Source organism: Clostridium sp. DSM 17811 (assembly GCF_018861905.1).
In the GTDB taxonomy this organism is placed as follows: Bacteria; Bacillota; Clostridia; order Clostridiales; family Clostridiaceae; genus Clostridium_AD; species Clostridium_AD frigoriphilum.
The window spans coordinates 206,679-229,873 of the sequence record NZ_JAHLDU010000007.1 but is presented as its reverse complement, the minus strand read 5'-3'; the positions used below and the strand labels follow the sequence as shown (position 1 = coordinate 229,873).

20 protein-coding genes are annotated in these 23,195 nt (G+C 31.7%); 1 reads left to right on the top strand and 19 read right to left on the bottom strand.

Features of this window, described 5'->3' with window-relative positions:
* Positions 1 to 6 precede the first annotated feature (6 nt).
* The 3 genes from KPL44_RS11445 to KPL44_RS11435 form a co-directional block, all read right to left on the bottom strand.
* Positions 7 to 1,014: a phosphodiester glycosidase family protein gene (locus KPL44_RS11445; protein WP_216250092.1), complete on the bottom strand. Its 1,008-nt coding sequence runs from the start codon at positions 1,012 to 1,014 to the stop codon at positions 7 to 9.
* A 192-nt stretch (positions 1,015 to 1,206) separates the two neighbouring features.
* Positions 1,207 to 2,016, bottom strand: a complete 810-nt coding sequence (locus KPL44_RS11440; RefSeq protein WP_216250080.1) for an undecaprenyl-diphosphate phosphatase — start codon at positions 2,014 to 2,016, stop codon at positions 1,207 to 1,209.
* Between the two features lie 89 nt (positions 2,017 to 2,105).
* Positions 2,106 to 3,116, bottom strand: coding sequence for a phosphodiester glycosidase family protein (locus tag KPL44_RS11435; RefSeq protein WP_216250077.1), 1,011 nt, complete (start codon positions 3,114 to 3,116; stop codon positions 2,106 to 2,108).
* A gap of 220 nt (positions 3,117 to 3,336) precedes the next feature.
* On the opposite strand from KPL44_RS11435, the gene KPL44_RS11430 reads away from it, so the two are divergent.
* Positions 3,337 to 3,987 carry a hypothetical protein gene (locus KPL44_RS11430; RefSeq protein WP_216250073.1) on the top strand — a complete coding sequence of 217 codons (651 nt, stop codon included), beginning with the start codon at positions 3,337 to 3,339 and terminating at the stop codon, positions 3,985 to 3,987.
* 116 nt (positions 3,988 to 4,103) lie between these two features.
* Here the strand turns inward: KPL44_RS11430 and KPL44_RS11425 are convergent, their stop codons facing one another.
* From KPL44_RS11425 to KPL44_RS11350, 16 genes are all read right to left on the bottom strand, one after another.
* Positions 4,104 to 5,660: an acyl CoA:acetate/3-ketoacid CoA transferase gene (locus tag KPL44_RS11425; RefSeq protein WP_216250071.1), complete on the bottom strand. Its 1,557-nt coding sequence runs from the start codon at positions 5,658 to 5,660 to the stop codon at positions 4,104 to 4,106.
* A 45-nt stretch (positions 5,661 to 5,705) separates the two neighbouring features.
* Positions 5,706 to 6,482: an enoyl-CoA hydratase-related protein gene (locus tag KPL44_RS11420; protein ID WP_216250069.1), complete on the bottom strand. Its 777-nt coding sequence runs from the start codon at positions 6,480 to 6,482 to the stop codon at positions 5,706 to 5,708.
* A 148-nt stretch (positions 6,483 to 6,630) separates the two neighbouring features.
* Positions 6,631 to 7,770: an acyl-CoA dehydrogenase family protein gene (locus KPL44_RS11415; RefSeq protein WP_216250067.1), complete on the bottom strand. Its 1,140-nt coding sequence runs from the start codon at positions 7,768 to 7,770 to the stop codon at positions 6,631 to 6,633.
* A 63-nt stretch (positions 7,771 to 7,833) separates the two neighbouring features.
* Positions 7,834 to 8,991 carry an iron-containing alcohol dehydrogenase gene (locus KPL44_RS11410; protein ID WP_216250065.1) on the bottom strand — a complete coding sequence of 386 codons (1,158 nt, stop codon included), beginning with the start codon at positions 8,989 to 8,991 and terminating at the stop codon, positions 7,834 to 7,836.
* Positions 8,992 to 9,309: 318 nt separating this feature from the next.
* Entirely contained in the window at positions 9,310 to 9,801 is a 492-nt protein-coding gene (locus KPL44_RS11405; protein WP_216250063.1) for a PTS sugar transporter subunit IIA, read from the bottom strand.
* Between the two features lie 208 nt (positions 9,802 to 10,009).
* Entirely contained in the window at positions 10,010 to 11,431 is a 1,422-nt protein-coding gene (locus tag KPL44_RS11400) for a sugar porter family MFS transporter (protein WP_216250061.1), read from the bottom strand.
* 665 nt (positions 11,432 to 12,096) lie between these two features.
* Positions 12,097 to 12,852, bottom strand: a complete 756-nt coding sequence (locus tag KPL44_RS11395) for a DeoR/GlpR family DNA-binding transcription regulator (RefSeq protein WP_216250060.1) — start codon at positions 12,850 to 12,852, stop codon at positions 12,097 to 12,099.
* A gap of 280 nt (positions 12,853 to 13,132) precedes the next feature.
* Positions 13,133 to 14,029 carry a myo-inosose-2 dehydratase gene (gene iolE / locus KPL44_RS11390; protein ID WP_216250058.1) on the bottom strand — a complete coding sequence of 299 codons (897 nt, stop codon included), beginning with the start codon at positions 14,027 to 14,029 and terminating at the stop codon, positions 13,133 to 13,135.
* Positions 14,030 to 14,047: 18 nt separating this feature from the next.
* Positions 14,048 to 15,061 carry an inositol 2-dehydrogenase gene (iolG, locus tag KPL44_RS11385; protein ID WP_216250055.1) on the bottom strand — a complete coding sequence of 338 codons (1,014 nt, stop codon included), beginning with the start codon at positions 15,059 to 15,061 and terminating at the stop codon, positions 14,048 to 14,050.
* Positions 15,062 to 15,080: 19 nt separating this feature from the next.
* A complete protein-coding gene (gene iolD / locus KPL44_RS11380) occupies positions 15,081 to 17,015 on the bottom strand; it encodes a 3D-(3,5/4)-trihydroxycyclohexane-1,2-dione acylhydrolase (decyclizing) (RefSeq protein ID WP_216250052.1) in 1,935 nt (644 codons plus the stop codon).
* A gap of 35 nt (positions 17,016 to 17,050) precedes the next feature.
* Positions 17,051 to 17,839, bottom strand: a complete 789-nt coding sequence (locus KPL44_RS11375; RefSeq protein ID WP_216250049.1) for a 5-deoxy-glucuronate isomerase — start codon at positions 17,837 to 17,839, stop codon at positions 17,051 to 17,053.
* A 25-nt stretch (positions 17,840 to 17,864) separates the two neighbouring features.
* Complete coding sequence (iolC, locus tag KPL44_RS11370) at positions 17,865 to 18,881, bottom strand: 5-dehydro-2-deoxygluconokinase (protein ID WP_216250047.1); 1,017 nt, start codon at positions 18,879 to 18,881, stop codon at positions 17,865 to 17,867.
* An 11-nt stretch (positions 18,882 to 18,892) separates the two neighbouring features.
* Complete coding sequence (locus KPL44_RS11365) at positions 18,893 to 19,738, bottom strand: class II fructose-bisphosphate aldolase (protein ID WP_216250044.1); 846 nt, start codon at positions 19,736 to 19,738, stop codon at positions 18,893 to 18,895.
* A gap of 413 nt (positions 19,739 to 20,151) precedes the next feature.
* Positions 20,152 to 20,364 (bottom strand): DUF3006 domain-containing protein, encoded by a 213-nt coding sequence (locus KPL44_RS11360; protein WP_216106098.1) that lies wholly within the window; start codon positions 20,362 to 20,364, stop codon positions 20,152 to 20,154.
* Positions 20,365 to 21,603 carry a ComEC/Rec2 family competence protein gene (locus KPL44_RS11355; protein WP_216250041.1) on the bottom strand — a complete coding sequence of 413 codons (1,239 nt, stop codon included), beginning with the start codon at positions 21,601 to 21,603 and terminating at the stop codon, positions 20,365 to 20,367.
* A 473-nt stretch (positions 21,604 to 22,076) separates the two neighbouring features.
* Positions 22,077 to 22,937 carry a hypothetical protein gene (locus KPL44_RS11350; RefSeq protein WP_216250039.1) on the bottom strand — a complete coding sequence of 287 codons (861 nt, stop codon included), beginning with the start codon at positions 22,935 to 22,937 and terminating at the stop codon, positions 22,077 to 22,079.
* Positions 22,938 to 23,195: the final 258 nt, after the last annotated feature.

Below are 23,195 nucleotides of genomic sequence, written 5' to 3'. Positions count from 1 at the left end.
TATCTGTTAAGGATTAACGATAATAGCTGATGGAACAGCTCTTTCGCCAAGTGCGTTGCAAGGGTTGTTAATGACACTACCATTATTGTACATTGTGGTTGATGATCCACCATCTAAATTAGAGGCATTAGATGCTCCATATTCAAGCATTACGTTTTGTACATCTTTAAGTGATGCACCTAAGCTTTTAGTTGTTCTTCCATCAATAACAAGCAATAATATAGCACCATCCGCACGCTGACCAATTGCTGTCCTCGGTGCAATTCCCTGGCCTCCATCTCCGGATTTTATCATTCCCTGACCATCAACTACAAGAGCTGGTCCAAACGACACCGCTTCAGTTACCCCAAGCGTCTTTAACTCATTCAAGCTGTGAAGTCCAACAAGAAGTTGAGCTTTGCTTGTAATGGCTGTAATATCAACCTTTTTGTCTGGATCTGTTATATCATTAAATTTAATATTTCCATTACTCATAATAATACCCGTCGGTTTTCCTCCCGTGCCAGTCCATTTCGTGTTAGTTGAGGAAGAATCAGAAAAACCTCCTGCATTAACAGCTGCTATAGAACCATTATCCTGAGCTATCTGGCTTGTTAGCTCTCCCTGGGTTCCAAGTTTGTTACTGTAGCCAACTTTAACTCTAGTCGGATCTTTAATAATAAGTAGATATCCTTTGAACTTTATTCCACTTGAAATATTATATCTTTCAATACTATTGTCATGGCTATTACTAAACTTGATATTATTACCCTGCTGCATAACCTGAACTGTATCTTCATCACGAATTTTCTGAATTTCTGCATCAGATAAAAAAAGCTTTGCAATCCATTGATGACTAAGTGTAGTCATTGCTGCATCTACAATCGTTTTTTTCACATTAGTAAAAGGACCATGAAATATAATTAATGGAGCACTTACTCCTGTAAATACTAATATAAAAACCAAATAAAATATAAAATTTCTAAGCTTATAATTTTTTTTCCGTTTTCGCTGTGATATATTCTTGGATCCCATCTTTGCCTCCTATGTTCTCAAAATTTCATACATGACTTAAAATTAAGTGTTACCAATAAATAATAAAATAATATAAAGCACATCTAACATTACACTATTGTGACATATGTTCACTCAATTTACAATAACAAGTTTATATTTATATTAGTAAAAAATCCCCCCACAAAAGTGAAGAGATTCAATGTCAACAACTTATTTTAAAATATTCATAAATACCAGTACTAATAAAAATACACCAAGACATATTCTATACACAGCAAATACTCTCATACGTTTATTCTTTAGGAAAGTTATAAATTTATTTACAACTACAATAGCCACTAAGAATGATACAACAAACCCTGTTATTAATGATAATACCTCAATACCAGTAAGTGCCATTTTAGCTTTAAATAATGTTAGAGCGGTTGCTCCAAGCATTGTAGGTATAGCAAGGAAAAATGAAAATTCTGCTGCTGCAACACTGTTTATTCCAACTATCCATGCTCCCATTATTGTTGATGCAGATCTTGACATACCTGGCCATAGGGCAAGACATTGAAAACACCCTATAATTAAAGCTTGTGGCATAATAATATTATCAACATTTCCAATTACATCTCTTTTTCTAAATTTATTTTCAACCAAAATCATTAAAATACCACCAACTATTAATGCGGCAAGTACAGGAACTGGTCCAAACAAAGCTGCCTCTATTTTCTTATGTAATATAAGTCCTAATACTGCCGACGGCATGAATGCCACGATAACATTAATCAAAAGCTTAAATCCTGATTGACCTGGTTTTAGATTTATAATGCAATCCCATAACTTAGCCCGATAAAGAACTACAATTGCAAGAATTGCTCCAAGCTGAATAACAATTTCAAATAAAGTAGCAAACGCACCTGTAAAGTTGATAAAATGACCTACTATGATCATATGCCCAGTTGAAGAAATTGGTAAGAACTCCGTTATTCCTTCAACTATACCCATTATTATTGATTTAAGTATTAATATCATAAATTTCACTCACCCTTGTATAAATATTTTTTAGCATTTCGGAATATTTTCTCCTTTATTTAAAATATTCTTTGATAAATTTTACTCCATTACCTTTTCTCTACGTATATAATTGAAGGTACTGTTCTCTCACCTTCACTACCGCAAGGCTTGTTTATAACTTCATCATTATAGAACATTGTAGAAGAAGAACCGCCATCTAAATTAGTAGCATTATAAGCCCCATATTTGTACAATACATCTTGTACGTCTCTTAAAGTAGCTCCTATGCTAGAGAGCTCCCTACCATCAATGACTAATAATAATATTGTCCCATCTCTTTTTTGTGCAATACATGTTCTAGGTGCAATACCCCATCCTCCATCCCCTTTAGTAATAGCCTTCTTGCCATTAACTATCATTGCTGGTCCAAATGATACTGCCTCAGTTACTTCGAAATCTTTCATTTCTTTTATAGAATAAAGCCCAACTAAAAGCTTACCCGATTTTGTAAATGCTACACATTCTCTTTTTTGATTCTCATCTTTCATACCATCATAAATAACTTTTCCCCTAGATATTATAACTCCAGCTGGATTTGCTCCAACTTCTTTTAAAAGAGTTCCGGAAGTTTTATCTGTAAATGCACCACCATTAATTGCAGCTATTGCATTATTATGTTTTGCAATAGTACTAGTTATCTCCCCTTTCGAGCCAAGCTTACTACTATATCCTACTTTTAATCTAGTCGGATCATTAATTACGAGTAAATACCCTTTAAACTTTTTCCCTTTTACATCATATCTTTCAATACCATTATTATTTTTATTTTTTACAACCACACCAGAAGCAACAGTATTTGTATTATTTTGAGCTATAACTTCTATTTTTTGATCGCTCATAATTTGATTTATTTTTTCTTCTGATAAAAACGATGTTACTAGATATTGTAATGTAAGAGTAGTCATTGCTGACCCTACCACTGTACTCTTTACATTTTTAAATGGTCCATAATAAACCATAAATGGGCCTATGATAATTGTGAATACTAATTCAAAAATTAAAAACATTAAAATATGAATGCTTGTGTGTTTTTTATTTTTCACTTTCATGCTTTCCATCCTTTTTTTTATTAGGTATTATCCTAAAACAGCATTTCTGCTATTAATTAAAATATTTATCCCCTTTCCATATTATATATTATATCGACAACATTAAAAACAGATTAAAATGCCGTTAATTCTGTTTAATATAACAGTTACTTTTGTTATAAAAATAGTATATTTACGAATACAATAATAATGATGTTAGTTATTTGATTATAAAAGGAGTGAATATTTTATGAGTTCTAATTTAAATGGACCCAAAGTAAAAGTTTCAACAATACTAGCTATAGTAACTTGCGTTGTTATTTTAGTATTAACCGCAGGTTATTTTAAAAACAGGGTACTAGTTGACAAGTTTCATCAAGACATTAAGCAGAGCTCTGCTAATTTAAAAGAATTAGTCTATCAAAAAGGAACATTTTCTTTTTCTAAAAAAATATCAATAGAAGAAACGAAAACGCAGGTTATTGTTAATCCTAAACCAATAATAAAATCAAAACAAATTGGTTATATCTCTAATGTATATGACAAAAATGGCAAGAGATATTTGAGCTTTGACGATGTAAAGTTTCTAATAGGAAATGATGCTATTGAAGCAGCTAAAAAGGATGGAACTGCCCTATATGAAGATGGAAAATATTACGTATATGATGATTACTATATTTTTAATAATAACAAAACTATAAAAAGTTATGTTATAGCTAATACTGCCTCACTAAACGTTCTTGGATTTTTGATAAATCCACTTAACAATGATATTAATAACCAACCTACTACCTACTCTACTTTCAAACGTGTCGCTAATAGTAGGAATGGACATATGTTATGTTATATCTATACTCAAAATGATATAGTTGTAAAAGTAGAAGGGCAATATACACCTTAAATATAAAAGCTGTTGAGCCTCTTTTTTAATAGAGTTTTAGAATATTTTTACCAATTTAAATAAGCTCTATGCAAGTTACTGCATAGAGCTTATTCGTGTTTTAGTTTATCTTTATTTTAAACATGTACTTTTGATTTTAAGCCCATTGGTCTATCATAGAAAATACGTTCATCCATAAGTTTAGGAGTTCCATCCATTTTAGGTTTAAAATCCATTAAATCTAAAACATCTTTTTGCAAATTAATACCTGATGCTATTTCAGTAAGGTAAAGCCCATCCTTTTTAAGTTCAAACACAGCTCGCTCTGTAATATACATTACTGGCTGATTTACTTTTCGTGCATATTCACCACTAAAAGTAATTTGCTGAACTTTCTCAATAAATTTAGCCATCTTACCTTCTTGTTTTATAACAAGCTTTCCATCCTTTACTTCCTCTTTAAGTCCTTGAGTTGTAAATGTTCCACAAAACATAACTTTTTTTGCATTTTGGGTTATGTTGATAAATCCACCACATCCTGCAATACGTGTACCAAACTTACTTACATTTAAATTTCCTTCTTTATCAACTTGAGCGAGTCCTAAAAATGCTAAGTCGACCCCACCGCCATCATAAAAATCAAATTGGTAGGCTTGGTCTAGAATTGCCTCTGGATTTACTGATGCACCAAAAGCTGAACCACCTAGGGGTACTCCACCAACGGCTCCTGCTTCTACTGTAAGTGTCATGTAATCGCAAATACCCTCTTCACTCGCAACTGATGATATTACCTCAGGTATTCCAATTCCTAGATTTACAACACTATTCGATTCAAGCTCAAACGCAGCTCTTCTTGCTATTATTTTTCTGGCATCTAAATGTGTATTTTCTATTGAATCCATTGATGCTTTTATTTCTCCTGTGCAAGCTGGGTTATATTCAACTCCAAAGCATTGCTCATGTTCCTCAGGAGAAGCGACAACAACATAATTTACATATATTCCAGGAATTTTTACAAGTCGTGGATCAAGGCTGCCATTAGCTACTACTTTTTCAACTTGAACTACAACTATTCCACCACTATTCTTTGTTGCTTGAGCAATAGATGTTGATTCAAGAGTAGCTACTTCTCTTTCTAGAGTTATATTCCCATTTCCATCAGCATAGGTGCCTCTTAGAAAACAGATATTAATTGGAAATGATTTATATAATAACTTTTCTTCACCTTCAATTTCAATTACCTTTACAATGTCCTCTGTTGTAATGTCATTTAATTTTCCACCTTCAATTCTAGGATCAACAAATGTGTTTAATCCTACATGAGTTATTGTACCAGCCCTTTTCCCAGCAATATCTCGCATCAGCTGAGCAAGAGTTCCCTGTGGAAGATTATATGCTTCTATTTTATTTTCTACAGCTAATTTACCAAGAGCTGGTGACATGTTATAATGACCACCCACAACTCTTTTAGTCATTCCTTCATGTGCAAAATGATCCGCACCCTTTCCTTTTTGATCGCCTTGAGCCGCAGCATACATAAGATTTAAATTTATAGGCTTACCTGTTTCTAAAAAACGCTTTTCTAAAGCTATAGTAAGAGTCTCAGGACAACAACTACCAACAAACCCGTCAGTTACAATACAATCGCCATCCTTTACTAATTCAGCAGCTTCTCTAGCCTTTAATATTTTCATATAATTGCATCCCCTTTTACAATATTATAAATTTATTAATATAGATTAGCATCCTTTTAGAATTGCTTTTCTTTTTTCAATAAATGCTTGCATACCTTCCTTTTGATCTTCAGTTGCAAAACATATTGTCCATAAACTATTTTCATAGCTATAAGATGATTCAGTATCCATATTAAGACCATTGTTAATTGAAGCTTTTGCTAAACCTACTGCATACATAGCTTTGCTCATTATCTTTTCAGCCATTTCATATGCCTTTTGTAATAATTCTTCCGGGTTATACACCTTGTTTGCAAGACCTATACGATATGCTTCATCAGCATCTATCATATCTGTGGTAAATATAAGTTCCTTAGCTCTTCCTTTTCCAATCAATCTAGGGAGCCTTTGAGTTCCAGCAAATCCTGGAATTATTCCTAAGCCAACCTCTGGTTGACCAAACTTTGCTTTAGATGAAACAAGTCTTATATCACAACACATAGAAAGTTCACATCCACCGCCAAGAGCATACCCATTAACTGCAGCAATAACTACCTGAGGCATATTTTCAATTTCTGAAAACACCTTTTGTGCTTTACGTGAGAGTTCTTTAGCTTGTATTGCAGTTAAATCTTTCATTTCAGTTATATCAGCACCTGCTACAAAAGACTTTTCACCTGCGCCAGTAATTATTACGACTTTTATGTCTTCTCTTTCTGATATTTCATTTATAACTGTTCCTAACTCTTTTATAGTCTCACTGTTTAAAGCATTAAGGGCCTTAGGTCTATTAATAATAATCTTTGCAATACCTTTTCCCTCTTCAAAAATAATATTATTCATTTCTATTCCCCCTATTTTTTTAGGATAGTGTTAACACTATCCTTGTTTTATTTAGAAATTAATGTTAAATACATTTATATTTAAACGTTATCTTATTGCAGTTTGCTTCGCTTAAAACAAACTGCAATAAATAATTATGTTATTTAAATTATCTAAAAATGCTACCACTAATAATCATTTTTTGTATTTCATTTGTTCCTTCATATATCTGAGTAATTTTCGCATCTCTCATCATTCGTTCAACATTATATTCTTTCATATATCCATTTCCACCAAGCATTTGAACTGCCTCTGTAGTTACATGCATAGCAAGATCTGTACACGCAAGTTTTGCCTTAGCTGCTGATATCGAATAATTTTTTCCGTCTTGTTTATCAAGAGCTGCTTTATATAATATATACTTAGCTTGTTCAATTTCCAGATCTAATTCAGCCATTTTAAATGATAAATACTGATTTTTATATAATGGCTTTCCAAATTGTTTTCTTTCTTTCAAATGCTCTTTTGCTATCTCAAATGCTCCTTCTGCAATTCCAAGTCCTTGCGCTGCAACTCCTATTCTTCCACCATCAAGAGTTTTCATTGCTATTCCAAAACCTTTCCCCTCTAGTCCTACTAAGTTTTCAACTGGAACTATACAGTCCTTAAAAATAAGTTCTGAAACCTGAGCTGATCTTATTCCACATGTATTTTCAATTTTGCCTATTGAAAATCCCGGGAAATCTTTTTCAACAATAAATGCTGATAATCCTTTGTTCCCTAAACTTTTATCTGTAAAAGCAAATACTAAAAATGTATCTGATAAAGGTCCATTAGTAATGAAACATTTAGAACCATTTAATATATAACGATCTCCATCTTTCAATGCTGTAGTTTGAGCACCTGATGCGTCTGAACCAGCATTTGGCTCAGTTAATCCAAACGAACCAAGTTTTTTTCCTGATAATATGTCTGGAAGATATTTTTTCTTTAGTTCCTCTGAGGCACTGCTAAATATTCCTCCTGCACAAAGAGATACACTGACAGAATATGAAATGCCTAGTGAAGCATGTATCTTCGAAACTTCTTCTACAGCTAAAACATATGATAAATAATCTCCGCCTGAGCCGCCATATTCTTTTGAATATGGTAAACCGAGCATCCCCATTGAGCCCAACTTCTTGTATGCATCTATAGGAAATTCCCTAGTTTCATCATTATCAATTGTTATAGGTTTAAGCTCCTTTTCTGAAAACTCTCTTGTTTTATTCACAACTAGTTCTTGTTCCTTTGTTAAATTAAAATCCATGTTTACAACCTCCTAAGTTTTAATGTTCATTTAAGCTAAAAGCTCCTAATAATTGAATCTATTTCACATCTTCCATAATGACTTATAAATGTTTATTATATCTTCCTTGTTAGGCTCTCTTCTTGTGTTTCCTGGACTACCACTATCTATTGCATCAATTGCCATTTTATCTAAATTATCAAAGAATTTTTCCCTATCAACACCAAACTCCTCAGGAGTTTGAATATCCAAGTTTTTACATAACTCCCCAACTTCTTTTATAAATGCTCCTCCAGCTTCTATATCGCTATCACCTTTTTTATAGATGCCTATAGCTTTAGCTAAGTCACAAAATCTTTCTGGCGTTCCATGTAGCGCAAAATTCAAACAATCTTCAAGAAGCATTGCATTAGATAATCCATGTGGTACATGATAAAGTGCCCCTATTGGTCTGCTCATACCGTGAACTATTGTAACTGAAGCGTTATTAAAAGCAATCCCAGCCTCCAGTGCGGCTATTGACATTTCTGTTCTAGCTTCAACATCATTTCCATTTTGATAAGCTTTTAGTAAATATTTATTTATCCTTTTAACTGCCGAAAGTGCAAATGTATCTGACATAGGCTGTGATTTCTTCGATGTATATGCTTCTATTGCATGGGTTAATGCATCCAGTCCTGTAGCTGCTGTTACATTAGGTGGAGCTGTCGTTGTAAAAATCGGATCTATTATTGCTAAAGTCGGTATTAGATTAGGTCCTTTTAACAACATTTTTATATCTCTCTTTGTGTCAGATATTATGGTAAACTGAGTTGCTTCTGAACCTGTTCCTGCAGTTGTAGGCAATGCAACTAAAGGAGGTGTTTCATTAGGAATTATTTTTCCTAAATATTCATTGATATCTCCTGTATTCGTTATCATGGCTCCTACAGCTTTCATTGTATCTATAGGACTTCCGCCACCTAATCCAATTAAGAAATCACATTTTTCTTGTTTATAAGCTAATATTCCTCCATTTACCATGGTATCTGTGGGCTCACTATTAACCTCACTATAAACCGCATATTCAGTATGGATACTATCTAACATATCTGTTACTTTTTTAAGACTTCCAAGTTTAACCATCATATTGTCTGTTACAATCAAAGCCTTCTTTCCTAGCTGCTTAACATTTTCACTAGCTTGGCTAAGCGCTTCCTTTCCAGTAATTATATATCTTGGTGTTAAAAATAAGTTACTCATCATCGAACCTCCTATATCATTGTTTTATTCTCATATCTTGGTTACATTATACATAACTTAACCAACACTTGTCAATAGTAATTGTATATTAAATCATTTTTTTAAAATTTGAGTATGTTTTAGTTGCATTAAGGTTTTATTGGTGTTTTTGCTTATGCAACTGTGTTATAGAATATCTTAATGTTAAAACAAATAACCCTACGTAAAGATATATCTTTACGTAGGGCTTAAAAATTTTATAAAATGTTTCCATACTACTTTTACATATATGTCCGAGCGTCTTAAATAATGTGATAGAAACTCACGTTGGCAAGTTCCCTATTTCTTTAATCTTATTTTTAGTATTTCATTATCTTTATCTACACTACCTAATTTAATATCAATAGATTCTATTAAATTATTATTTGTAACAATTAGTACGCTCAAATTAGATTTAACTTTTGCTTTTATTAATTCATTATCAAAAGTTAATAATTTATCTCCTACTTTAACATGTTTTCCCTTTTCAGTAAAAGCTTCGAAACCCTCACCTTTCATCTGTAATGTATCAATTCCTATATGAAGTAATATTTCTATCCCCTCTTTAGTCCTTAAAATCAAGGCATGTTTTGTAGGGAACACTTGAAGGATTTCACCATCAACTGGTGCATATAATATTCCATCAGTTGATTCAAATCCTACTCCATCTCCTAATAATTTTTTTGAAAACATTTCATCAGGCATTTCTGACATATCAAAACACCTTCCCACAATAGGGGATTTTAAGATTATACACTTTTCCTCTTTATCTTTTTTGATAAATTTAAACATTATTCTCATCACCTTTCTGTAAATTAGCAATTAATTATTAATCAATTGCTACATATTATTTACTAATTAAACCCGTTATCAAGAATTTAAATATTTCTATTTTGGAAACAATTTGCTCACTACTTGATTCTTTTATTGTTATTTTATTATTATCTGTTGATTCTATTATACATAACTTATGCAACACATGTCAATTCAAACAAGTTATTTATCTATTTGCGTTTATTTCTAATTTTTGTTTTTTTGATTTGTAACTTTTAAAATGTATTTCTAGTTCTTCTAGGGATTTACCAAGTGTTTCTGGTACACACTTATATACAAATGTCCATCCAATAACACCTAGCACTACAAATACTGCAAATGAACCAGATAAACCAAAATTACTTAACATTGTAGGGAAAAGAAGACCAATGAAAAAATTAGTAATCCATAGGAAAAATACTGAAATACCCATTCCTAGTCCTCTTATTCTTAGTGGAAAAATTTCAGCTAATAACAGCCAGGCTATTGGTCCAAGACATCCTTGGAAGAAAGCCAAGAAAACTATAGTTAGTGTAAGTACAACATATGGAAGAATAGGTGAACCTGCTAAAGTATTCGTAAGAATAGTCATCGCAAGCATTGTTAAAGTTGTTCCAGTAAGTCCCACTAATAATAGGAATCTACGACCAAACCTATTTGAAAAAAACTTCATATAAACAAGTGCTGCAGTAACAGACATTAATCCATTTCCTATATTAGCTATTAATGCTACTTGAGTTCCAAATCCAGCTTTCTCCAAAATTGATGTTCCATAATACATCATTATGTTAATTCCTGGAATTTGCTGTGTGATGGCTATTCCGATTCCAATTAATACAAGGTGACGAATCCATGGAATATTTAAATCTTTAAAGGTCGCACGCTCTAAATGTTTATCAGCTTCAATAATATCTGATATTTGTTTAATTTCATCATCCGCTTGGTGTTGAGTACGAATTTTCCTTAAAACTTCCAATGCTTCGGATATTTTTCCGTTAGCAGCTAACCATCTTGGGGTTTCAGGAACTGTAAACATTCCAACCCATAAAATAAGTGCTGGTATAGTAGCAATAACTATCATATATCTCCAAATACTAGGAGTATTGAAAACATTTCCTAAAATTGCATTCAATATATACGCTAATAATTGTCCAATTACAATCATAACTTCATTTCGAGTAACAATACTACCCCTTACTTCTGTAGGAGATATTTCTGCTAAAAATGTTGGTACAATAACTGATGCCCCTCCTACAGCTAGCCCTAATATAAATCTGCAAGCAATTAAAATTGAAGCAGTAGGTGAAATTGAGCAGCCTAGTGTTGCAAAGACAAAAACTATAGCAAGAAGCTTAATTATTGCTTTTCTACCGTATTTATCAGATAAACGACCTCCTATTACTGCACCTATAGCGGCACCAAATAATAATCCACTTGTAACAAGTCCTTCCGTCATAGTGCTTAAATTTAATTGATCTTTTCTTGTCATGTAAGACAGTGACCCATTAATTACCCCCGTATCATAACCAAATAAAAGTCCACCAAAAGTTGATACAGTAGCTATTCTTCTAAAATATTTTTTTTTCTTAGGATCTTGTTCGAATTCCATAATAATTCCTCCTATTATATTATTAGTAGCTTGTAAAATCCCTAAAACATCGGTTCTCCTAATTTTTAGCCGTGAAACTTTATTAATAATTATTTTTATTACAAAGTCTCACTATGTTTATTTTTGATAATATTCATAAATCGTTTACACAAATCGTTTACATGTGCTGTATTAACTATTATTACTAATCGTAAGTGTTTCCATTGTTTTTATAAAATAACTATTCATTACATTACCCCCTAAAAGTATTGTTTAGCTTAGTTTTGTTTTTGTTATCTATTTGTTATGTTATGATTATATTATACTTATATTAAGGGCAAAAAGTCAATAACAATTATATATATATATCATGTATTGATTATGTATTGAGTATTTGTTGTTTTTTCTATTAAACTACATTAAGGAGGTTTTATTATAGGCAAAAGAACATTAATGTAATTAATAGATATAATAGTTGTGATTAATACAAAGTAAAACCTTTTCCAAATAGGTTATGTAGTTCATTTAAGAGCTCTATATCTATCACTATTGAAGACATGGTGTAAAAGATGCCTGCTGCGTTTTGCGCTGACTATGGTCTTAAATCTAACCATAATGTACTTTATAAAAAAACATCAAAAAGAAAAAAGAACAATTTATAATATCTAATTGCTCTTCTTTAACCATTATTCCGATATAATAACATCAATCTTATTTTTTTCAAAGAATTCTATATATTCTTCAGGCGGTTTTTTATCTGTTACAAGATGATTTATCTCGCTTAATTCACAATATGTCATAAGTGCTGAAACATCAAATTTAGTAGAGTCTACTAGTAAGTATAACTCAGTACTCTTTTCTACTATAACTTTTTTAAGTTTATATTCTAATGGTGAAGAATTGGTAGCTCCATTAGCTATAGAAATGCCTGTGGCTGCCATAAAAGTTTTGCTTATATTATAGTCTTTAAATATAGATAGGGTATTAATGACCTCAAAAGAATTTGTTTTTCTTATTAGACTACCTCCTGTACAAATAACATTTAAATTTGGATAAGGGAGCGCACTAACTATAACATTCAGGTTATTAGTCAATATAGTTATATCATTTCTATTTTTTAGGAAGTCTATCATATTAAGTGTTGTTGTACCAGAATCAATGAATATAACATCTCCATCCTTTACAAATTCACATGCAGCCTTAGCTATTGCTATTTTTTTGTAGTTGTTTTTAATGTTTCGTTCTTCGAAAGGTATTAAATCTTTAACAACAGCCGTTACTCCACCATATACTTTTTTTATGCTACCCTTTTTTTCGATTTCATTTATATCTCGCCTGATTGTGTTTTTGGAAATTTTAAATACATCACATAATGAGTCTAAACTAACTGACTCATTGCTTAGTATATATTCCTCGATTTCTTTGATCCTATTAGTTTTCATTATAAGATATCCTCTCTTCATGTTTTTTGTATTAAATATTACCGAATTTAATTACATAGTTTAATAGAAACGTGCCCAGCGTTATCTAATATTTATTGGTAAGTTATTGTGATTTTTAATTATAATTATACACAACTTAACCAACATACGTCAATAGTACATCTAATTATATAATTGCTAAAAAAGTAAAGTTATCTCTTTTAGATAACTTTACTAATAAAATAACATCATAATTAAACTTTTCCTAATTATCTAAATTAGAAATATTTTTATAATAAGATTATATCCCACATTTCTCCTTAATATATTTTCTAGCTTTAACTGCGTATTCAAATGGATTTGCCTTTGCTGGATCTTGCTCTGCTTCCACTAGTAACCAACCCTCGTAATTATTATCTGACAAGATCTTGAATATTGGCTCAAAATCTATGCTTCCATCACCTGGTACCGTAAAAGCTCCTAATCTAACTCCATTTAGGAAACTAAGCTTTTCTGCTTTAACCTTTTTTGCTATCTCCGGTCTAACATCTTTTAAATGAACATGCTTAATTCTATTTATATACTTTTTAAGAATTGCTATATGATCTTCACCTGAATATACTAAATGACCTGAATCAAACAATAAGTAAACTAAATTTTCATCAGTAATACTCATAAGTTTGTCTATTTCTTCTGTCGTTTGTACTCCTGTTCCCATATGATGATGATAAACAAGTTTCATTCCCTTGTCATTAGCTAACTTTCCTAGCTTGTTTAATCCATTTCCAAGCAGTTTCCATTCTTCCTCATTAAAATAGTATTTCCCATCAAATACGGGGGTTTCTAATTGGCCTTGTACACTATGTCCTTGCTCAGCTACAACGATTACCTTAGCTCCCAAATCATGTAGAAAATCTCTATGCTTAACAAATTCAGTTTCAGTTTCTTCATAGGGCTTTGTAGTTAAAAATGAACTAAACCAAGCACTTGCAATTTCAAGCCCTCTAAGTTCTAAAGCCTTTTTTAATACGTTAACATCCTTTGGATATTTGTTTCCTACTTCAGTTCCTTTAAATCCTGCTAATGCAGCCTCACTTAAGCACTGATCAAAAGTGTTTTCTTTTCCTAAGTCTGGCATATCATCATTTGTCCATGCAATTGGAGCAATACCTAATTTAACTTTTTTACTATCTAACATAATTAACACCCCTTTAAATTAAAATTTAATTTCAGATATCTTAACTGGTCTATTCTCATGTAATGATTTTGTAGCGGCTACACCAATTAATACAGCTTGTAGCCCATCTTCTGCATTTACAGGCGTAGGCGTATTATTTACAATCGCGTCAATAAATTCTGTCACTTCTAGTGCATAAGCCTGCATATATCTTTCTAGGAAGAAAAATAGAGGTTTTTCTCCTGTAACACCAGCTCCATTTGAGATTACGGCTGTTGAAGTGCTGTCATTTGCTACTGCAACTTGACCTAATGATCCAAATACTTCTGCCCTTTGATCATATCCATAAGCTGACTGCCTTGAGTTATCAATTACTGCTAAGGTTCCGTTTTTCATCTTTAATGTTATAATCGCTGTATCAATATCTCCAGCCTCACCTATAGCCTTATCAATTAATACCCCACCAGCTGCATATACCTCTTCCACTTCACTATCTAAAAGATATCTTACCATATCAAAATCATGAATTGTCATATCTAAAAACATGCCACCAGAAACTTTTACATAATCAATTGAAGGTGCTTCAGGATCTCTTGAAGTTATTTTCAAAATACGAGGTTCTCCAATTTTTCCGGCAACAACCGCATTCTTAACTGACATAAAATTATGGTCAAATCTTCTATTAAAACCTACTTGATATTTAACCTTGGATTTGCCTAATTCATTAATAACTTCTTTTATTCTTGATAAATCATGATCAATTGGCTTTTCACAAAAAACATGTTTACCTGCTTTTATTGCTTCTATTGATATTGGAGAATGTGTATCTGTTGAAGAGCAAATTAATACTGCATCTATTTCTGGATCTTCTAGTATTTTTTTATAGTCAGTATATATTTCATGTATTCCTTTACTTTTTGCCCATTCTCTTGTATCTTCATTTAGGTATGCATCTGCAATTGACTTTATTTCAGCATTTTTCACATATTTTGATATACTTTCTCCATGTACCTTTCCAATTCTTCCTGCACCAATAATTCCAACTTTTAACATAATAGCATCTCCCCTAGTTTTAGTATTTCCTTGCATTTATAAGATTATTTTTTTTATCAATATAAGCATTTTTTATTGATTCTTTATTAGAAACCTCAGCAACACCTACATGCCACCAAGAATCATAACCATCTGTCATTGTTTTTGGAAGAGTTTTTATATCTATTAAAGTAGACCTAGTTTGTTTTTTTGCATCTACTAGTGCGGCTTTAAGCTCTTCTATTGTTTTGACTGTATAGCTTTTCACTCCATACCCCTGTGCACATTTTGCAAAATCTATTGAAATTAAGCCACCATCAAGCTTACCACTTTCTTCATTTCTATATCTAAATTCGGTTCCAAAACTACCCATTCCATTTCCCATTTCTAGATTGTTAATACAACCAAATCCGCTATTATCAAATAACAATACATTTATCTTCTTGTTTTCTTGAATAGAGGTCACAAGTTCCGAATGAAGCATTAAGTAGCTTCCATCACCAACCATTGCATATACCTCTTTATTAGGTTCTGCAAGCTTCACTCCTAAAGCCCCTGATATTTCATATCCCATGCATGAAAAACCATATTCCATATGGTAGCTATATTTATCTCTTGAAACCCATAACCTTTGTAGGTCTCCTGGTAAACTCCCTGAAGCACCAACTACAACATAATCTTTTTCAAGAAACTTATTAATTTCACCTATAGCTGTAGTTTGTGGAAGAGCTTCTCCGCAAAGTTCATAAAATTCTTTTAAACTTGCTTCATTTTGCCTTACTATTTCTGGTTTGAAATCATCTTTACCATATTTTATACTATATAATCTATCAATTTCTTTTTCCCATTTGTTTTTCGCATCAGAAATTTCTTTGTTATATTTACTCTTATATCCTTTTTCAATAAGCTTATATATAAGTTCTTCTAGATTAACCAATACATCTCCAACAACTTTAGTAGCACCCATTTTATTTGCATTATATCTAGATGTGTTTATTGTTAAGAACTCAACTTCATCATTTTTAAATAATCCTTTAGAACCCGTTGTAAAATCTGTAAATCTTGTTCCAAGTCCTATTATTAAGTCAGCATCTTTAGCTATAAGATTTGCAGCAAGATTTCCTGTAACTCCGACTCCACCTAAATTTAGATAATGAGTTGATTCTACTGTACTTTTTCCTGCCTGTGTTTCGGCAATAGGTATGTTAAATTCCTGCGCAAATTTCTTTAGTTCTTCACCTGCCTCTGAATATTTGGCTCCACCACCGCAAATAATTAATGGTTTTTTCTTTCTAATTATTAAGCTTATAGCATCTTCTAGTTCTGCATCTGTACCTTTTCTTCTTTCAATTCTATGAACTTTCTTATTGAAAAAATATTCTGGATAATCATACGCTTCTGCTTGAACATCCTGTGGCAGTGCAATACATACTGCGCCAGTATCTCCCTCATCTGTTAATACTCTCATTGCATTTATCACAGCTGACATTAATTGTTCCGGTCTGCTCACTCTATCCCAATATTTAGTTACAGGTTTAAAAGCATCATTTGTACTAATTGAAGCATTGTGTTCTTGTTCAACTTGCTGAAGTACAGGATCCGGCTGCCTTGTAGCAAATGTATCACCGGGCAATAATAGTACAGGTATATTATTTGCCGTAGCTGTTGCTGCAGCAGTTATCATATTAGCAGCACCAGGTCCTACAGATGATGTGCATGCGTATATTTGTTTTCTTCTTTTTTGCTTTGCAAAAGCTACAGCGGCTTGAGCCATACCCTGTTCATTTCTTCCTTGACGAACTATTAAATCACCTGGATCTTGCTCTAATGCTTGCCCAAGACCTAGTACATTACCATGCCCAAATATTGTAAAAATTCCTTCAACAAATCTTTCTTCTTTACCATCAAAACTCACAAACTGGTTATTTAAAAATTTAATTAATGCTTGTGCTGTAGTTAGTCTAATTGTACCCATTTCAAACCTCCTAATATCTTAATTTGTCATTAATACTATTTATCAGGCCATATCTTTACATCTTTTTCCCAAAGCCATTGATGCTCTGGTACATCTATCCTGTCTGTCCATGGATTGTTTTCTAAATGTCTAATCATCCAGCAATAATACATTGCATAACCTGGTGCAGATGTTTGTGGATGAACAAGACCTCCTGGTATTGTAGCAAAACTTTCATCAGTTATTTTATATGCATTATCACCAATCAAACACAAACCCAGACCTTGAGGTTTATTAAATTTATAGAAATATACCTCTGGTTGTGGATGATGATGTGGTGGGTAGCTTGACCATTTACCAGGATAGGTTATAACTTCACCCATGACCATATTAGAATAAGGTGCATTCCTATAATCAAATACAGTTCTAACTACCCGCCTTGCAGTACCATTCCATGTACCTTCTCCAAAGATATCACTTTGGCAATCTTCAGGTGCATAAAATTTAGGTTCAAATTCTTCTTTATTATCTGTAGATTGAATAAGTATTTCACTTTCATCCTCTGCAGTTAATTCAACTTTTGTATTTTTTGATACGTGAAGACACCATGGATCCTCATCAAATACAGAATCTCTCTTCATTATTTTTTCGTTTTCTTTCCAACTTATTTTTATATTTCCTGTTAGGAGAAGTAATGCCATTTCCTTATCATTTTCATAATATTCTTTCCTTTCTCCCTTTCTGAGTTTCACAACTACTATATCCATTAACATGTCTTTGTTCTTACCATCAATTTCACACAAGTAGTTTCCGCCATACTTTATGCCGCCTAAACTATTAACCATGTTAATACCTCCTTATAATTCTTTTTTAAACTCGTGCAACCATTTCTCCATGTTCTTCTTTACTCTTTCTTATAAATTCTTTAATCTCTTTAGCTTTTGGCATTGCATCTGAGCAACTGTGACTTGCGACAAGCATTGCAGCTGAAGCACTACCAAACTCTAAGCAATCAATAATATCCCAGCCTTCAAGTAATCCATAAACAAATGCAGAACCATATGCATCTCCACCACCAAAAGATTTTAGAAGTTTAACCGGGAAAGGCTTTATATTATAGCTTTTTTTATCTGATGTATAAGCCGTTGATCCATCTTTACCATGTTTTATAACAACAATTTTATTCCCATAACCGAACCATCTATTAGCAATTTCCTGATCACTATTGTCTTGTCCAATTATTCCTTGAGTTAATTCAAATTCTTCGCTTGAACCTATTATAACGTCACTAGCCTTCGCAACAATAGCATAGTAAATTGCAATTTCGTCCTTATTAAGCCAATTATATTCTCTATAATCAATATCGAATATAACTACTGTATTATTTTTCTTTGCATACTCTAATGCTTTCAAAGTAGCTTCTCTTGAAGGGCTCTGCGCTAGAGCAGTCCCAGATATTATAATAGCCTTAGAATTTTTAATGTATTCTTCGCTTATTTCGCAGGCTTCGAGAGCTAAATCTGCAACACCGGTTCTATACATTAATATACTACTTTCTGTTGGACTTAGTATTTCCGTGAAGGTAAGCCCTAAAGACTCTCCATTTTTAGCAATGGCGACCTGTGACGTATCTATTCCTTCTTTTTTAAAATAGTTAATAATAAATTCACCAAATCTATCATCTGAAACTTTGCCAATAAACCCTACCTTTTTACCTAATCTTGCAAGTCCGACAGCAGTGTTCGCTGGTGACCCACCTAAATATTTTTTAAAAGTTGTACTTTCTGAAAGTGGCATATTTATATCAATAGGATTAAAATCAATTGCAGCTCTACCTATTGGAACAATATCGAATTTCCTACTATTATCAAATTTAATGTAACCCATCATTTTGCCTCCTAAGCTTTATTTTGACTTCCAAATATCAACATATGTCTCTTTACATTAAGATATGCCCCTTCTATTTCTGCCTGATGCAATTCAAAGTAATCAACCTTTTGGGACTGTTCATATAATCTTCTAACATTTTCTTCAACTGATGCAAATGTTGCAGTTGCTATGTTTATTTTTCTAATTCCAAGACTTATACATTTCCTAAAGTCATCCTCACTTATTCCTGTCCCCCCGTGGAGTACTAATGGAACCTCTACACTTTTATTTATTTTATCTAATATATCAAAATTTAATTCTGGTTTTTCTAAGTATACTCCATGAGCATTCCCTATTGCTACTGCTAATGCATCAACACTCGTTTGCGCATAAAACTCCTTTGCTTCATTTACCCCAGTACATAACGCTGATAAATTTTCTGAGCCATCTTCACTACCGCCAACACGCCCTATTTCAGCTTCTACGTCTGCATTGTATTTTTTTGCCTCAGAAATAACTTCCTTTGTTAACTTCATATTTTCTTTAAGTGTATGTTTTGAACCATCTATCATAACTGAAGTAAATCCAATCTCAAGAGCTTCCTTTATTCTTTCTATTGTAATTCCATGGTCTAAGTGTACAGATACTGGAACTTTTGCATTTTTTGCTGCTGCAATCATCATCGGTCCTATTAAACATAATGGTGTATGATTTAATCTTACTTCCGCTATTTGAAGTATCATTGGTGATTTTAATTCTTCACCAGCTTTTATAGCCCCCATTATCATCTCCATATTTGCTATACTAAAAGATCCAACTGCATATTTTCCTTTTTCTGCTCTACTCAATAAATCTTTCATACCTACTAATGACATTTATTCCACCCCTTTCATAATGATTCATATAATTATAACAATTCCCTTTAAATTCGATTTTGCCAAACAATCATTATTTATATGTATTCGTTATCATTGCCCCTGCAAATTTCCCCACATTATTTATATGTATTGGTTTTAAAATCAAGTTGCTCATTTTTCAACCTCCTATGTTGTTATTTTATTGTTACTTATTGATTATATTATACATAACTTAACCAACACTTGTCAATACTAATTGGCTATTTTTTTGTTTATTTATTAAATTATTGAGTATCTTATAGTCAAATTTAGAATTTGAATCTAAAAAATGCGTGGTCACAGTGGTAAAAGTAGAAGTGCTATATACACCTTAAACATATAAAAGCTGGTGAATTAATTCACCAGCTTTTATATGTTCAAATTAATAATATCTATTCCCACAATCCTTTTGTTAATTTTTCAATTTCGTTAAGCCTCTTTTTAGTTTTCTCTATATCAATAATAATCACATCATTATCAATACTTAGTACATCCCCCTCTTTAGCTATACTAGGAATTTTAGATTTTTTAATATCTATCATAGTCCTATCTTCTTTTTCACACACAGCATAATTCCCTTCAAATCTATCAATTATTACATTCACTTAATTACCTCCTGCACATATATTACAAGGATCATTATGTGAAGAACTTAGTGCTTCACCTAACGTTCCACTTAATATAGTCTTACTTCTTGCGAGTGTTCTACAATTTTTATCATAATGATATGATTTCCCTGATGGAGTATAATATACAACTTTACTATTATTTGATGATTTAGGCAATTTTGTCGCAACTGTTTTAACTGTCAAGGTTACGCTACTTGAAGAACTTTTACTATAAGAACTTGAACCTGATCCTAGAAAAGAATAACTACCTGGTTTAGTATTAAAGGTTATATTTTTACCATCCGATGTTGCAACTATTGTTCCACTTTCATCAGTCCTATAGACCTTAACACCTTTCGCCTTCAATTTATCCATTGTTGATTTGTGAGGGTGGCCATAACTATTGTCTTTACCTACTGAAATAATCGCATACTTAGGATTTACTTTATCTAAGAATGATTGCGTAGTTGATGAGCTCGAACCATGATGTCCAACCTTAAGCACATCAGCACTTATATCAAAGCCTTTAGATAACATTTCATTCTCAGATGCTCCCTCCGCATCCCCGTCAAAAATAAAGCTATTATTGCCAAAGGTTAATCTTATTACAATTGAAAAATTATTTAAATCTTCATAACCAGTACTGTTGGGTGCTAAAATTGTAGCTGTTGCACCCCCTACTTTAAAAGTTTCCCCAACTGTAGGTGCAGTTACTTTCATTCCCTTAGCTTTAATGGCACTTACCACATCTAAAAAAGTCTTAGTATTTGATGTAACCTTTGGCATATAAATTTTACCTATTTGAAAACTATTTATTACATAGTCAAGTCCTCCAATGTGGTCCTCATGTGGATGAGTCCCTACAATATAATCAAGTTTCGTAATACCTTGCTTTGTTATATAATTTTTAACAGTACTTGAGTCTTCATTATTACCTGCATCTATTAGCATTGAGCTTGTTCCTTGCTCTATCAAGATGCTATCAGCTTGTCCTACATCTATATATGAAACCCTTAAATTACCATTAACAGCCTTTTTATCGTTAATCGCCTTACTATTAACTAAGCTTATATTTTTAGTAGGTTGAAGCTGTTTCTCAGTTGTATTTTGCTTTGACGATACTTTACTTGATAAAGTTGTTTTTGTAACATTTTCAGATATATTTGAGCAACCAGTCAAGCTGAAAATAAGTATTACCCCCAAAATAGAAGTCAGATATTTTTTAATATTTCTCATTTTAATCCCCTTGTAATATATTTTTTACTTTTGTTCTAAAATAAAATAATCATATATATAATTATATTCGAGCAATTACATAACTGCTAATACATATTTATATGGCGTTTAAAATGCTCTACCTAAAATGAAAATATTCCACTGTCATTATTCAACAAATATCTGCAAATATCCTTTAATTTTTGTATAAATAATAAAACTACCGGATACTACTCCTGAAGTTATATAAAAATCATACAAATAAAATGAATAAAATTTGTAGAATAGTCAATAATTTAAATATACCAACTTTATTGTTATATGTATAAAAGATACTGCATTGGGTCCCCCCCAAATGCAGTATTTTGCTTTTATATTTTCTAAATCTTTACATAATGCTAACAGATTTAAACAGTGGTAAAATAACAATAGAAGAAAAGTTATGCCCTTATTAACTTGGCATAACTTTTCTTCTATATATAATAATCTATACTCTATTCTAAAAAAAAGTCTTTTAATAAATATATATCGTCTCTTACAAAAATCAGCATACCCTTTCCAAAGAAGTCATAGGCTTCAAAAGGTGCATTCCTAAATGGTAGATCAATTTCTTCCACCACTTTTTTTAGTTTTTTTGAGTATTTAAATAATATTGAATTTTGGTGATTTCTCTTTGCTGGTGTACCAAAAAAGTGTATGCTTTGATCTGTTTCCATAATAAAGTCACATTTATTAAAAAAGTATCCTTCTTTAAATAATTTTTGATTATTGATCTTAATAATATTATCTTTGATATTAAACTTTAATTTATATTCAGCATTATTATGAATCTTTTCTTTAAATGATTTTACAAATTCAGGATAGATTTCATTTGGTGTTTTGTTTTTTTTTATTCTTCTTTCTCCTATATATGAATAAGACCCATCATCCAAATCAACTTTAAAATCATCAGCATATACGCAATTTTCATCATCGCATACCTTTTTTATACTTCTAATCATGTTAATATCCGGTTCTTTTTTTCTTAAATTAAGCTTAGATTCATATTTGTCATAGAAATGTTTCCATATATAATTTCCTGTCTTCATGTCAATGCAAGCTATTCCACAGTTATACTCCCCCTCTATACCAAAATCAAGAGTTCTATTTGTCAAAATCACTTGTTTTTCTTTTATATATATAGCTCTTGAAAAATAATGTTCCCACTTAGTATTCCAAATCAAATTTCCTCCATTATCTATCAGAACCCCACCGTTTGCTAATAGATATTCATCGTTTATATTTAATAAATGCTTTTGGCCCAATATTGTTGGACAATCTTTAGAAACAACCTTCTTATACTCAATCTCACTCATTATTATAGTTCTCCTTTTTGCTCTATTAATAATATGTTTAATCTTCTATACTATTCGTTTATTTCTACATTTAATAAAAATATTCTTTCTTTTTTTAAGTTTCTAAATATATTTGACTTATTATACAATAAAGCGCTATAATATAAACATGTCAATGCTTACATGTTTATGACGACATTTTATTACCTTAAATTTATATCTATTGTTTTATAAATTTAAGATTAATTTATAAAAATGCTGATTGTGTAATGTATATAT